General features: G+C 42.6%; 10 protein-coding genes, 5 tRNA genes and 1 pseudogene. 14 read left to right on the top strand and 2 right to left on the bottom strand.

Annotated elements, in window-relative coordinates; all coding sequences use genetic code 11:
- Positions 1 to 56: 56 nt before the first annotated feature.
- Positions 57 to 1,328 (bottom strand): GGDEF domain-containing protein, encoded by a 1,272-nt coding sequence (locus NI465_RS01015; RefSeq protein WP_071851843.1) that lies wholly within the window; start codon positions 1,326 to 1,328, stop codon positions 57 to 59.
- A gap of 152 nt (positions 1,329 to 1,480) precedes the next feature.
- On the opposite strand from NI465_RS01015, the gene pyrC reads away from it, so the two are divergent.
- From pyrC to NI465_RS00945, 14 genes and pseudogenes are all read left to right on the top strand, one after another.
- Complete coding sequence (gene pyrC, locus NI465_RS01010; RefSeq protein WP_004279558.1) at positions 1,481 to 2,515, top strand: dihydroorotase; 1,035 nt, start codon at positions 1,481 to 1,483, stop codon at positions 2,513 to 2,515.
- Entirely contained in the window at positions 2,500 to 3,159 is a 660-nt protein-coding gene (rnt, locus tag NI465_RS01005; protein WP_004279557.1) for a ribonuclease T, read from the top strand. Before pyrC ends, rnt begins: the two co-directional genes overlap by 16 nt.
- Before the next feature lie 20 nt (positions 3,160 to 3,179).
- A tRNA-Glu gene (locus tag NI465_RS01000) sits at positions 3,180 to 3,255 on the top strand.
- A gap of 163 nt (positions 3,256 to 3,418) precedes the next feature.
- The gene (locus NI465_RS00995; protein WP_253143951.1) at positions 3,419 to 5,470 is read left to right on the top strand and encodes a TonB-dependent receptor plug domain-containing protein; all 2,052 of its coding nucleotides are present in this window, start codon (positions 3,419 to 3,421) and stop codon (positions 5,468 to 5,470) included.
- 194 nt (positions 5,471 to 5,664) lie between these two features.
- Positions 5,665 to 5,943, top strand: a complete 279-nt coding sequence (locus NI465_RS00990) for a hypothetical protein (protein ID WP_253143949.1) — start codon at positions 5,665 to 5,667, stop codon at positions 5,941 to 5,943.
- Positions 5,944 to 6,024: 81 nt separating this feature from the next.
- Positions 6,025 to 6,183 (top strand): hypothetical protein, encoded by a 159-nt coding sequence (locus tag NI465_RS00985; protein WP_004279546.1) that lies wholly within the window; start codon positions 6,025 to 6,027, stop codon positions 6,181 to 6,183.
- A 177-nt stretch (positions 6,184 to 6,360) separates the two neighbouring features.
- Positions 6,361 to 6,436, top strand: a tRNA-Glu gene (locus NI465_RS00980).
- Positions 6,437 to 6,550: 114 nt separating this feature from the next.
- Positions 6,551 to 7,963: an amino acid permease gene (locus NI465_RS00975; RefSeq protein ID WP_005107442.1), complete on the top strand. Its 1,413-nt coding sequence runs from the start codon at positions 6,551 to 6,553 to the stop codon at positions 7,961 to 7,963.
- A gap of 82 nt (positions 7,964 to 8,045) precedes the next feature.
- A pseudogene (locus tag NI465_RS00970) lies at positions 8,046 to 8,938 on the top strand (alpha/beta fold hydrolase).
- Positions 8,939 to 9,183: 245 nt separating this feature from the next.
- Positions 9,184 to 10,095: a lysophospholipase gene (locus tag NI465_RS00965; RefSeq protein ID WP_253143947.1), complete on the top strand. Its 912-nt coding sequence runs from the start codon at positions 9,184 to 9,186 to the stop codon at positions 10,093 to 10,095.
- 131 nt (positions 10,096 to 10,226) lie between these two features.
- A tRNA-Glu gene (locus tag NI465_RS00960) sits at positions 10,227 to 10,302 on the top strand.
- Between the two features lie 24 nt (positions 10,303 to 10,326).
- Positions 10,327 to 10,402, top strand: a tRNA-Glu gene (locus tag NI465_RS00955).
- Positions 10,403 to 10,448: 46 nt separating this feature from the next.
- Positions 10,449 to 10,524 (top strand) — tRNA-Glu (locus NI465_RS00950).
- A 308-nt stretch (positions 10,525 to 10,832) separates the two neighbouring features.
- On the top strand, positions 10,833 to 12,254 hold the full coding sequence (locus NI465_RS00945; protein WP_148334382.1) for an iron-containing redox enzyme family protein: 1,422 nt from the start codon (positions 10,833 to 10,835) through the stop codon (positions 12,252 to 12,254).
- A 64-nt stretch (positions 12,255 to 12,318) separates the two neighbouring features.
- On the opposite strand, the gene NI465_RS00940 is transcribed toward NI465_RS00945, so the two are convergent.
- On the bottom strand, positions 12,319 to 13,563 hold the full coding sequence (locus tag NI465_RS00940) for an NADH:flavin oxidoreductase/NADH oxidase family protein (RefSeq protein WP_071851834.1): 1,245 nt from the start codon (positions 13,561 to 13,563) through the stop codon (positions 12,319 to 12,321).
- Positions 13,564 to 13,678: the final 115 nt, after the last annotated feature.

Here is a 13,678-nt window from a genome sequence, read left to right as displayed (position 1 = left end):
ACCGCTCCTGATGAGCGGTTTTTTATTGAGGGTTCGTTTATTGATTGTAATAATCTCTAACCATTTGCGATATCTGAATTGACTGAACGAATGGACTGATAATAAATCTGGTTGCGTCCAAGCTGTTTGGCACGATATAGCGCCTGATCCGCGATTCCCAATAAGGCGTCTTTATCAATATCATCTTCACCACGATAGACGGTAATGCCTAAACTGATGGTGATATGTTTCGCAACCGAGGATTTTTCATGTGGAATTTCCAGACGATCAATCGCCTTAAAAATATTTGAAGCCACTGCATAAGCACCATGTGCATCCGTTTCTGGCAAGAGCACCACAAACTCTTCCCCGCCATAACGCGCGACAAAGTCCATATGACGGATCGCATTTTTGATGGTTTTGGCAATAGTCGAAATGACATCATCACCTTTCTGATGCCCATAAAAATCGTTGTAATTTTTAAAGAAATCTACATCGATAAACAGAATTGCCAATGCCGTTTCTTCACGATGTGCACGTTCGAAATGGACTTGCAGCGTCTCATCAAAAGTCCGTCGATTGGAAATCTTGGTCAGCTCATCGTACTGACTCAAATGTAATAATTCGTTGGTATGGATACGCTGGATCTGCTCACTGATTCTGGCGCGAATGCTATAGAGAAATATCACACGTTCACGGGCAAAAATCATATGGCTAATCACATAACCCAGCAAGCAACTTCCAATTAAAATCCGGCCAAAAACCATAGGATTAAATTCAACTGAAAGGCTAAACAATACAAGAATAGTAGTTGCCGCAGCGAGTAATCCGGTGACCAGCATCTGAATCGGTCTAATACCGGTCAGAATATAACCCAGGATATACACGATCGTGACTATGGCCATGGACTGATGCTGCAAGGCATCAGTTTTAATCGACATGGTAATGCATGAAATTGACACCTGTATCCAGAACACCAACAGCATCGAAGCCTGCGGAAAAAAGCGCTTGATCTTGGGTAAACAGGAGAATATATAAAAAATGATTAATGACATGCCACCATTGAGCAGGCCCAGCATACACAGGACAAAATCATGTACGAAATATTCTTTGCTGATACTCCAGTAATCTGTAGGAATCATTACCACTAAAAAAAGGAAATAGGCTAGTACTCCAGCCCAGACATATTTTTCGACATGTTTACGGGCGCGTTCCAGATTTTTGGTCCAGAATTCTTGTTCCAGATTTTGTGGGAAGACCGGGCCTACACGCTGGCTTTGCCGTGTAATCAGTTGTTCTATGTCTTCTTTATCATCTTGCAATTTCGCTAGATTGTACTTGTATTCCATTGCCAAGTATTTATGTAATTTTTTTATTAATTTTAAAATAACATACTTTTTAAAATTAATTTATACATATCCCTTATTTTGTAGCGCTTTCTCGTTACCATTTTTACTATAGATGGATTATCATTTGTTTTATTTGTTCGACTGAATTTGCCTTGAATACGATTACGATTCTCCAGCCAGATGATTGGCACGTTCACCTGCGTGATGGTTTAGCACTGCAACGTACCGTTCCCGATTTAGCCAAGCAGTTTTCTCGCGCCATTTGCATGCCAAATCTGGTGCCACCCGTTAAAACTGTCGAAGAAGCCAATGCCTACCGTGAACGTATCATGGCACATGTGCCTGAAGGGGTAAATTTCGACCCACGTATGGTACTGTATTTCACTGACAACACCCCGGCAAGTGAAGTTAAAAAGATCAAAGAATCTGCGCATGTCAATGCCATCAAGCTCTATCCTGCGGGTGCGACCACCAACTCCGATAGTGGTGTGAGCGATATGAGCAAAGTCTACGGCGTAATTGAACAGCTTGAAGAACACCAAGTGCCTTTATTGCTACATGGTGAAGTGACGCATAATCATGTCGATATTTTTGACCGTGAAAAGCGTTTCCTGGATGAAGTGCTGGCTCCCTTACTCAGACAATTTCCCAAGCTGAAACTGGTGCTCGAACACATCACCACCAGCGAAGCAGCAAACTTTGTACTTGAGCAAGACCGTAATGTCGCTGCAACCATTACGCCGCAACATTTATTGTTTAACCGCAATGACATGCTGGTTGGTGGGATCAAGCCGCATTTCTACTGCTTGCCGATTTTAAAACGTCAAACGCATCAGCAAACTTTGCTGGAAGTCGCAACCAGCGGTAATCCTAAATTTTTCCTGGGAACAGATAGCGCGCCGCATTCAAAAAATGCAAAAGAAAATGCGTGTGGCTGTGCAGGATGTTATAGTGCGCCGACTGCCATTGAGCTGTATGCTCAGGCATTTGATCAGGTGGGTAAAATTGAACGCCTGGAAGGTTTTGCCAGCCATTTTGGTGCAGACTTCTATGGCCTGCCACGTAATACCAATACCATTACCCTGGTTAAAGAAGATCAAGTAATCCCTGAAAGTTTAGACTATCTGGATGGTGAACAGATTATCCCACTGTATGCTGGTAAAACCATTCAATGGAGAAAAGTGTGACAAATGAAACGCTCCCAATCATTGGTCAACGTTTTCGTGGATTCTTACCTGTAGTTGTCGATGTCGAGACTGCAGGTTTTAATGCGCAGACTGATGCATTGCTGGAAATTGCGGCCATTCCGATTGTTTATAATGAGGAGGGTCAATTTGTGCCGGGTCAAGCTTACCATGCACATATCAATCCTTTCGAAGGGGCAAACCTCGACCGACGTTCGCTGGAGTTTATTGGGATCGATCCTTCTAATCCAATGCGAATCGCCATGGCCGAAGATGAGAAAACTGCACTCAAGCGCATTTTTAAATCGGTGAATGAAGTGCGTCGCCAGCAAAATTGTACCCATGCAGTTTTAGTCGGACACAATGCACATTTCGATTTAGGTTTTCTTCAGGCCGCGATTGCCCGTACCGGGACCAAAAACCAGAACCCGTTTCATAGTTTTTCTGTCTTCGATACAGTGACTTTAAGTGCGGTGATGTTTGGTCAGACTGTACTGGCGAAGTCCTGTATCCAAGCTGGAATCGAGTTTGATGGTAAAGAAGCCCATTCTGCATTATATGATACGCAGAAGACCGCTGAACTGTTTTGCTATATTTTAAACAAACTCGCACCTCACCTGCTTGACACTCTGGTGGCGGATCAATAAGATACCGCCATCTTCTAAACGTCCCTATCGTCTAGAGGCCTAGGACATCGCCCTTTCACGGCGGTAACCGGGGTTCGAATCCCCGTAGGGACGCCATCTATTTTTTCTCTTCTTTATATTTCTTTGATCAGCATCTTAAGCTGCTCAAGTCCTACACTTTTATCAATTAATTAATGAAAATAATTCTCATTACTATTGATTACCCACTCCAAGTTAATGATAATCACTTCCATTATCTTTCGCAGATTTAACCCTTCTCATGCGTTTTGCTTATTCCCCACTTTCTATTGCGGTTCTAACAGCTTTATCAACATCTAGTTTTGCAGAAGAATCAAATTATCAAGAATCCATCCTCAAGGAAGCTACGGTTAAGTTCAGCACGATTATTATCGAAGCTCAGCAAGCAAATGAAGTGGGAAAAACAGTTTATTCAAAAGAAGATTTAGAAAGTACGCCAAATAGCTCAAAGAACATTACCGATTTTTTAAAAGTGAATCCGAATGTGCAGTTTAGTCAGTCACAACTTGCAGCAGGTTCTCAAGGTGAAATTAAACCTGCCGAAATCTCAATTAATGGTGCACAAACCTTCCAAAACAATTTCATTGTGAATGGTGTTTCCAACAACCTACTTATTAATCCAGCAAATTCAAACACAAATACGTTTCAAGATATTGGGACTGGCGCACAAGCTATGGCAGTGAACACTGACCTACTTTGTGAGCTTGAAGTATTAGATAGCAATGTATCTGCCGCTTATGGTCAATTCACAGGTGGTGTTATAAATGCTAAAATATGCGCACCGCAAACAGAGATAGGTAAAATTCACGGTTCTATCACTTACGATTACACTGAAAGTGATTGGGCTCGCTACAACTCAATTTCACCTTTAGAAGAAAGTAAATTTGAAGAACCTACAGATGACTACCAAAAGGAATATACCAAACAAGGTGTAAGCACCAATATTTATGGGAAGCTCTCGAATGATTGGGGCTTTAATGCTTATGCTTCTCAAAGAGAGTCCATTATTCCAGTCAAAAGTGGCTTTGAAACACCTAAAACAATTGATCAAGAACGACATATCTCAAATCTTGGTGTAACATTATTTTATACACCAAACGCCTCAACCAAAGCGAAGTTTGGTTTCGATTATGGTTTGCTGGACAGTTTGAGCTATGTGGACAGCAACCGTGATTCAGGTAGTACTACTGAAACCGAAACACTTACTCTGTTCTCGGAACTTGAACATCGCTTCAACTTAGGTACTCTCGTACACAAACTTAATTTCCAAAACTCGGCGACACAACGTGTTGCTGACAATAACTACAGTATGCATTGGTACTACGCCAAAGGAAGTAAAGATTGGAATAATACCGATGTAGTTCGAGAGGGCGCCATCATGGGAGAGATTGAACAACGCCAAGACGTCCTTTCCTATGACCTACAAGCGAATATAGACCCATTTAAAGTTGGTCAATCCCAACACAACATGACTATAGGTACGGGTTATAGCCATGCTAATGTTGCGTGGAAACGAGTCGAGGATGTTTTACTCGCGACAAAGATCAACTTAAAAGAACTTGGCAAAGATACTACCTGCCTTCAAAGTGACCCATATTGTGATGATAAACTAACGATAAATGGTTGGAATGGACAATATATCGCTGGTGGCACTCTGTACAAAGCTGGTGATATTCAAGCCCAGCAAGATCGCCTAAATATATTTATTGAAGATAATATTCAGTGGAATGATCAAATTTCAACACGCCTTGGTGTTCGCGCTGATTATGACTCTTTAAGTAGTAATATCAATATTGCTCCTCGTAGCCATCTCTCTTACAAACCCTTTAGTAATGATCAATTGCATTTATCCGCTGGGTGGAATCGCTACTATGATCAGCAAACGTTAGGTACAGAACTGGATGAAATTCAAAATGATTTGCTCTATAAACTGTCACGTGAAAACCCACATGCGCCTTGGGTAGAAACACAAACTGCACTATCCAGCGGTGCGCGTAGTTCAGCGCTCAATCCCCCTTTCAGTGACGAAACTGTTTTAGGCTTGAATACACAAATCCAGAATTGGGATCTAGGGCTAAAATGGGTCAATCGTAAATATCAGGATGAAATATCAAAAACTAAAGTTACTCCTTTAGATGGATCAAAATTCTTCTACGAATATAATAATGATGGAAGTGGCAAAGCTGACATCTACACCTTAACACTTAAAAATCGTCAACCGATCGCACTGGGGGATAGCCAACATTTATTTGCCTTGGGATTTGATACAGTGAAGTCTTCCGCAGTTATGTAGATTACACTTCAGCCTATGATCAAGCCACTCAAGATGAATGGGTCTCTTATGATGGTCAAATTATCCGTTGGTCAGACCGCCCTGCCCCAAACTTTAACCAACCATGGACCGCACGAGTAAACTGGGATATTACATTCGATACACTGCCTGTACGTATTTCAAACTTCTTTAGCTATAAAAACAGTTACGATGATATGGCTGTAGTCTCCAATAAAAATGACAAAGTCGAGTATAAAGGTGAACTGCTTGACACCTATTTAGCCTCTGAAATTAAACCCAAATTTAAATGGGATATGCGCACCACCTATGATTGGGAAATTTCAAAAGATTTAAGGGCAATTTTTGGTTTAACCATTAACAATGTAACCAACCGCGTGAATACCTATACAACAGGCTCGACCTCAAATGATAGACCACGTGTGATGACTGAAATCGGCCGCCAATTTATTGCGGATGTTACTTTTAAATTCTAGAGCCTGAATAGGTACATGCTGCTGCTCTTTTTAATTTGCTTAGGCTATAATTAATGCGATTTCATATTTTGCCTTTGTATCATGTTAAAAAAGATCTTACTGGTTTTACTGATTTTAGCCCCATCCGCACTATATCTCTATATCGTCAACCGTGATGATAACCACACTGCGGAGACTGAAACAGTGTCAACGCCAACTGAAAACTCTCAGCCTGAGCAATATCAAACTCCAGATCACTAAGTTTTAGTGATCTTTTCAAATATTTATTTTTTATAGTCCTGAAATCTGTTCAGAAAATAACATCTTAATAAAATAAAGTTTTTGTTTTGCCTAATGTTTAAACTGTTAAATGAATTTTAGCAAAAACCCTTTTGACAAACCCCGGCTTAATCCTTAATATACGCATCACCTCGCAACGTCCCTATCGTCTAGAGGCCTAGGACATCGCCCTTTCACGGCGGTAACCGGGGTTCGAATCCCCGTAGGGACGCCATCTATTGATCTCATACGATCAGACCTTATTCGAAATTACCATTATTCGATTGCAGATTTGTAGTTTTTCACTACAATAGCTCGCTTCATTCCTTTGAAGTATTTCTTATTTCCTATGCACTCATCTCCGAATGATGCTACGCATCAGGGCAATTCTGCGCCTTTAAAACGCGCTATGAGTACTCGACATCTGGTCATGATTTCGCTTGGTGGCGCAATCGGAACAGGCCTATTCTTAGGGTCGGGTGAAGTCATTGCACAAACGGGGCCTGTAGGTGCCATTCTCGCTTATCTCCTGGGCGGTATTATCGCGTACATGGTGATGCTATGTTTGGGCGAACTTGCCGTTCATATGCCAGAATCTGGTTCATTTGGCGCTTATGCCAAACGTTATATTGGACCAGGCACAGGCTATACCATCACCTGGTTATACTGGCTGACATGGTCGGTCACTCTCGGAACTGAATTTACTGCAGCGGCCTTGCTGATGCAGGAATGGTTCCCGGACATTTCCATGTGGTTATGGACCATTATCTTTGGTGTATTCGTATTTAGTCTAAATATGATTTCTACCCGCTGGTTTGCCGAATCCGAATTCTGGCTGGCACTGGTAAAAGTGGTCACGGTTGTTGCTTTTATTCTTTTAGGTCTATTGGCCATCTTTGGTGTTCTGGGCTATCAAGGCTATGAAGCTGCACCTTTATTTACCAATCTGACTGCACAAGGCTGGTTCCCTGAAGGTCTATTCCCGATTTTTGCTACGATGCTGATCGTGAACTTTGCCTTCTCTGGTACCGAGCTGATTGGTGTGGCTGCCGGTGAAACTGAAGATCCTGCGAAAAATGTCCCTAAAGCGATTAATACGGCAATTTTCCGCTTATTAATTTTCTTTGTAGGTACCATTATCGTGGTAACAGCCTTACTTCCGCATCAGGAAGCGGGCTTAGCCGCTGAAGGCGTGAGTAGCAGTCCGTTCGTAACCGTATTCCAGCACATTGGTATTCCATATGCCGAAGACATCATCCGCTTTGTCATTATCACTGCGTTGTTGTCTGCTGCCAACTCGGGTCTATTTGCTGCTTCACGTATGATGTGGTCATTGTCATACAGCAAACAGTTGCCTGCTGTATTCTCAAGACTGAATGCTCGCGGTGTACCGTATATTGCAGTCATGGTGACCATGCTGGGTGCATTACCAGGTTTATTGTCTGAACAGTTTGCGCCAGAGACGATCTTTACCAACTTGCTGGGCGTTGCGGCGTTTACCATGGTGGTGGTCTGGATGAGTATCTGCTTAAGCCAGTTCAACTTCCGTCGTCAGTGGTATAAACAGGGTCATACGGCCAAAGAACTGGGCTTTGCTGCACCATTGTTCCCGATTGTGCCAATCCTGGGCTTTGTGTTCTGTTTTATTACCTGTATCAGTATGGTCTTTGATCCATCAATGCGTATCAGCTTCGTAGGCTGTCTGTTATTTATTGCAGCGTGTTATGCAAGTTATTATGCTTTTTATCACAACAAGTCTTAATCATCAGTTTTAAAAGAGCGGCTCCGGCCGCTCTTTTTTTATCTATACTATAACCATAGTGGGCAGCCTTAAGGGTGCGTCGATGAAAATTGTGTTTATTCACGGCATGAACAAGCAACAGTATACGGCTACTTCATTACGTCAACATTGGCTGCATCTCTTCAAAACAGGCCTTCGGAAAAACCCACAACAGCAAGCTCGGTTTACTTATTTAAAACGGCATATCCGTATCCCTTTTTATGGCGATTTACTTTCTCGGCATCATTTTCATAACGTCTTGAATGCCAGCACCCTGATGCCGCAACAGTGGCCGCATTTCCCTTTTTTACATCCCGCACAGCTGCAACCGGCATCGCCACCAGACCAGTGTACCTATCAAATTTGTGACGTCCCGCAGTCGAATATTGATGATGTCCTGAATTTCAATCAAAAACTGAAATTCATTACAGCATTAAGCAAAGATATTGCCTTGCGGGATTTTGCGGTACTCATCAATTATTTTCCCAGCTTACATGCCAGCTTTTTGCATAAGTTTTGCTGGAAACTTATCTTTATTTGGCCAACCCACATTTTATGCAGGAAGTTCACCGCCGCATTCATGATCAACTCTATAGCAGCAGGCCACAGATTCTGGTGGCACATTCGCTTGGCAGCGTGATTGCCTATAATTATTTGATTCAGCATCCGGAGCTGAATATCAGGCGTTTTATTACTCTTGGATCACCGTTGGCATTTCGGGTCATCCAGGCTCATCTGCCTCAACCGATTGTACGACCTGCTGCACTTTCAGGCGACTGGATAAATTTCTATTGTAGCGATGATTTTCTGACTACCTTTCCATTATCAGAACCACCCTTCCAGTTTCAGCCGGCGATTATTAATCAGGAGATTCATACCTCCATCTATCATCTGCATGATATTGATGATTATATTCAGCATCCGGACGTCATTAAAGCGCTCCTGGAATTACTATAAGACTCACACCAAACTCTAAATTCAACTTTTACCGTTCCATTCATATTCTTTTTCTATTCAGTATAATCTTTCATCCGAACCTACCAATTCACTGCTTTTTCTGCCTTTTTTATAAATATACAAATGTCTGTTAATGATTGTTTTATCGAAGATAATTTAAACATTAACCCCACAAAAAGTGCAGCTTGGCTTGCCGCAATTTTCTCTATACTGTGAATATATAGATCGACCTCCGTGAGGTATCGATGAAAGTTATTTTTATTCATGGAATGAACCAGCAACATCATAGTGCTGCATCGATTCGCCAGCGCTGGCTGCATATACTTCAAAAAGGCATTCGCAAACACCGTCATGATGCCAGATTCAGTTATTTACGACGTCACATTCACATTCCATTTTATGGAGACTTACTTTCACACTATAACGTTCGCAACATCCTGAATGCTGGCACCTTAATGCCCCAGCAATGGCCCAGCTTTCGTTTCCGTCAACCTGTCCATCCTCAGCTTCCTGCACCCGTTCCACGTCCTGGCTGGCGCAAGCCCGTGATTTCCGATCTTCCCCAGCTTCATTTGAATGACACGATGGATTTTAAACAGAAATTCAAATTTATTACCACGCTAAGCAAAAATGTTGCACTGCGAGACTTTGTATTATTGCTGAATTATTTTCCCAGTCTGCATCGGAGCCTGCTTCAGAAATTTCTGATTGAAACCTATCTGTATCTCGACAATCCTGCTTTCATGAAGGAAGTTCATGAGCGGATTGCCCGGCAATTGAATGGTCGCAAACCTTGTATTGTGATTGCTCATTCTCTGGGCAGTGTGATTGCCTATAATTATCTTATTCAGCATCCTGAACTGAACGTACAGCGTTTTATTACTTTAGGATCGCCATTAGCCTTTCAGGTGATCCAGTCACATTTACCGCAACCGCTTGTACGACCTGCAGCAATTACAGGCGACTGGATAAATTTTTATTCAACTGATGATTTTCTTACCGCCTTTCCTCTTACACAACCGCCATTTCAGTTTCAACCCGCAATTATTAACCACGGCATTCGTACCCATATTCACCGCCCGCATGATATTACCGGCTATTTACTCCATCCGCAGGTAGTAGAAGCAATTCTGGAATTGCTTAAAAATCCAGCTTAAACCATGTAATTTTCCAGTATTTTCTCTAGATTGTTTTAAATTTATGCACTCAACCCAGAAAATCATTTTTTTTATGGAAATGCGTTTGACACCCCCCTGTTTTCACCCTATTATACGCCCACCTCTGAAACGTCCCTATCGTCTAGAGGCCTAGGACATCGCCCTTTCACGGCGGTAACCGGGGTTCGAATCCCCGTAGGGACGCCAATTTTCAGAAGTACATTTTATTAAGTCCCTATCGTCTAGAGGCCTAGGACATCGCCCTTTCACGGCGGTAACCGGGGTTCGAATCCCCGTAGGGACGCCATTACTTCAAGCTAAAAGTAGCGGTTTTAAAATTTATCTTCTGTACTGTCCCTATCGTCTAGAGGCCTAGGACATCGCCCTTTCACGGCGGTAACCGGGGTTCGAATCCCCGTAGGGACGCCATATTCGAGATGGCAACATCTCAACAAAAAGCCCGAGCATTGCGACTCGGGCTTTTTTTTATCTTGCAAATTTTATTTCTGAAAACTTTAAACCTTGTTTTTATCATTCGTTCAAATCTAGCTCTCTTTCTGGGGGCTGCCATCCCATTCTTAATTTTACAATTTGTATTGTTTTAACATTTCTATGCATAGAAATATCCGTTCATTTTCATTTAAAGCAATACACCAATAAATTAGAACAAAAATTCAACACCCTGCTTTTAGAGGGCACGTTAAGGTAAATCAAGAGAAATCTGCAAGGATCAGATTATGTTCGTCAGCACAGAGCTAAGTTTACCTTTATCGCCAAATAAAAATCATAATTATCAAATTAAAAGCTTTAAGGATTGGGTCGACTTTTTTCAAGATACTGAAATTTCGACATATACCAAAACTGAAAAAGCTGAATCTTATTTGAGCGATCTGATTAAAAATTTAAATATTGATACTCTCGGATGGTTAGATCAGCCCCCACAGGTTGAACAGCATCTTTTAGAACAACATCATCAAATCTGTGCCACTTTCCAGGCCTATGTCAATCGCCGTAAACAGCAGCAGCCTCGGGAATATTTTCCAACGGTTTCTCATGCTTTCGAATTCCTGGCGAAAGTTGCACCGGTCAAACTGGTCGATGGTGCCTGGTTATATTCGACCGTGCCAAACTGTAATCAGCCCGAGCTAAAAGATTTGATTTACATCTATCTCGAAGAGCTTGGTTTAGGGCATCCGCGTGCCAATCATGTCACCATGTATCAGGACCTGTTGAGTCATTATGAGCTGAACAGTTACGCCGAGCATTTGGATGACAGTTACTACGAACAGGCTGCCGTACAGCTAGCACTAGCTTATGCCCCGGCCAAATATTTACCTTTGGTCATTGGCTTTAATCTCGGCTATGAACAGTTACCGCTACATCTGTTAATCACCAATTATGAACTGGCTGAACTGGGTATCGATCCGCATTATTTCAATGTGCACATTACTATTGATAATGCTCACAATGGTCATGCGCAGAAATCCCTGCAAGCGTTTATCCAGCATTTTAATCAAGCTGAAGATCCACAAATTTATCTTGAACTGATTAAAAAAGGCTATGTTCTGAATGACATCGGCAAAAGTTCCTCTCAGATCATTAAGGAACTGGATATTGGGCAGATGGCTTTAAAAGTTTTCCAGAATAAAGCGCTGATTGGTCAATATATTCATAATCAGAAATGCCAGTTTAGTGGCAAGACCATCAATGACTGGTTATCCGATCCTGCCCAGATTGCCGAGTTTTTGCAGGTCATGATTGACAAAGGCTGGATCGTAAAAGATGCACCAGTGGAGCAAAGCCGTTTCTGGAAAATGATAGATCATCCGGAAGGTAAAATGTTTGGGGTCTTTAATGCGACCGAAAAACAGATTATTAAAGACTGGATTCAGGGCGCAGGCTTGGCAACTCGCCTGTCCTCACGTAGTGCAACCCCATCACAGGCAAAAATTGAACCTGCAATGAGCCGTATGGACCAGCAGCGCTTGAATCAGTTAAAAAGTCGCTTCATGCGCTGTGAAGGTGCGGAACAGAAAATTGATTTACTGATTCCTTATACTGCACCGCATATGCATCATACTGAAATTGGTTTGTGGGCGACTCGTCAGTTAAGCCAGTTATTATTTCCTTTTCAGACCCAGGCGATGCATTATTCCTAAAGCACCCCTAAGTGCCAGAAATTAAAAAACCGGACATTTGCAGTGTCCGGTTTTTTAATAAAGATTAAGCCGATTTTCGCGAGTTTAATTGTCCCTTGATCACCGCTTTGACATTGCCTTTCAGATACTGCAAAAAGACCTTTAGTGGTGACAGCTTTGGATTAGGCTGCTTGCCTTTGGCAATTTCTTTAAACTGCGCGGCATACCAGATGATTTCCATAATCGCCATTTTGTCGACCATTGGAATACCGGTTTTAATTTTCTCAACCGCATAACGTACATCATGCCCTGCAACCAGACGATTGCCCAAGTCAGGTTCTACCGCAAAGGGACGTGCAATCCCGACAAAATCACAAGCACCACTGTCAAGCGCGGCATTCATGCCTTCAACAGTTCGGAATCCACCAGTGACCATGATATGGCACTTCACTTCCTGACGGATTTTTTCGGCAAAATCGAGGAAATAGGCTTCACGAGCAATGGTCGAGGCCTTGCGCTTGTCTGCTTTCACGCCGGCCATCGCAGGTGCTTCATAGCTACCACCTGACACTTCAATGATATCAATGCCTGCAGCGTCCATCGCCTTAAAGACATAAATGACATCTTCTTCGCTAATACCGCCACGCTGGAAATCAGCTGAATTCAGCTTGACTGAAATAATAAAATTTTCCGAAGTCGCAGCACGAACAGCCTGATAGGTTTGCAGCAAGAAACGGGTACGATTCTCAATACTACCACCCCATTGATCCTGACGCTTATTGGTCAGCGGTGACAGAAACTGGCTAATCAGATAACCATGTGCCCCATGCAACTGCACCCCCTCAAATCCTGCTTTTTCACAGATGGCAGCCGAAGTGGCAAAGCGCTGAATAATATCCAGGATTTCATCTTCGCGCAGTTCCCGTGGGGTTCCAAAGCTCATGGCCAAAGCCGGACTAAAGGATACTGCCGAAGGTGCAACCGTTTCTTTATTCAGACCTTTAGGACACTGGCGGCCCGGATGCGACAACTGGACCAATTGTACCATGCCATGCTGTTTGCCTACGTCGGCCCAGACTTTAAGCTGCGCCAGATCGCGTTCTGTTTCTACCACTACGACGCCCGGTTCATTCTTAGCACGATAATCCACCATGACATTACCCGTAATAGCACAACCCAAACCACCTTCGGCCCATGCTTCATACAACTTGAAATGCGCCTGATTGGGTTGGCCGGCATCATTGGCCAGTGCTTCACTCATGGCACCTTTGATGATGCGATTTTTGAAAGTGGTATTGCGAATTTGAATGGAATGGGCCAATTGAGTCATGATCTGTCCTGATACGTTACTTTTATTTTGTACTCGTTTATAACGTAAGCCAGAACAATTGACAATCAGTCTTGTCAAATTTACACAATTTTATCTGCTTATTTTTTCATGGTTA

The organism is Acinetobacter lwoffii, from assembly GCF_024129855.1.
In the GTDB taxonomy this organism is placed as follows: domain Bacteria; phylum Pseudomonadota; class Gammaproteobacteria; order Pseudomonadales; family Moraxellaceae; genus Acinetobacter; species Acinetobacter lwoffii_L.
This window is presented reverse-complemented; position numbering and strand designations above follow the sequence as displayed.

What these genes read in the sequence shown, in the direction of transcription:
- NI465_RS01015 (WP_071851843.1), bottom strand. Translation starts at nt 1,328, where the DNA reads ATGGAATACAAGTACAATCTAGCGAAATTGCAAGATGATAAAGAAGAC.
- rnt (WP_004279557.1), top strand. Translation starts at nt 2,500, where the DNA reads ATGGAGAAAAGTGTGACAAATGAAACGCTCCCAATCATTGGTCAACGT.
- NI465_RS00995 (WP_253143951.1), top strand. Translation starts at nt 3,419, where the DNA reads ATGCGTTTTGCTTATTCCCCACTTTCTATTGCGGTTCTAACAGCTTTA.
- NI465_RS00990 (WP_253143949.1), top strand. Translation starts at nt 5,665, where the DNA reads ATGGCTGTAGTCTCCAATAAAAATGACAAAGTCGAGTATAAAGGTGAA.
- NI465_RS00985 (WP_004279546.1), top strand. Translation starts at nt 6,025, where the DNA reads ATGTTAAAAAAGATCTTACTGGTTTTACTGATTTTAGCCCCATCCGCA.
- NI465_RS00975 (WP_005107442.1), top strand. Translation starts at nt 6,551, where the DNA reads ATGCACTCATCTCCGAATGATGCTACGCATCAGGGCAATTCTGCGCCT.
- NI465_RS00965 (WP_253143947.1), top strand. Translation starts at nt 9,184, where the DNA reads ATGAAAGTTATTTTTATTCATGGAATGAACCAGCAACATCATAGTGCT.
- NI465_RS00945 (WP_148334382.1), top strand. Translation starts at nt 10,833, where the DNA reads ATGTTCGTCAGCACAGAGCTAAGTTTACCTTTATCGCCAAATAAAAAT.
- NI465_RS00940 (WP_071851834.1), bottom strand. Translation starts at nt 13,563, where the DNA reads ATGACTCAATTGGCCCATTCCATTCAAATTCGCAATACCACTTTCAAA.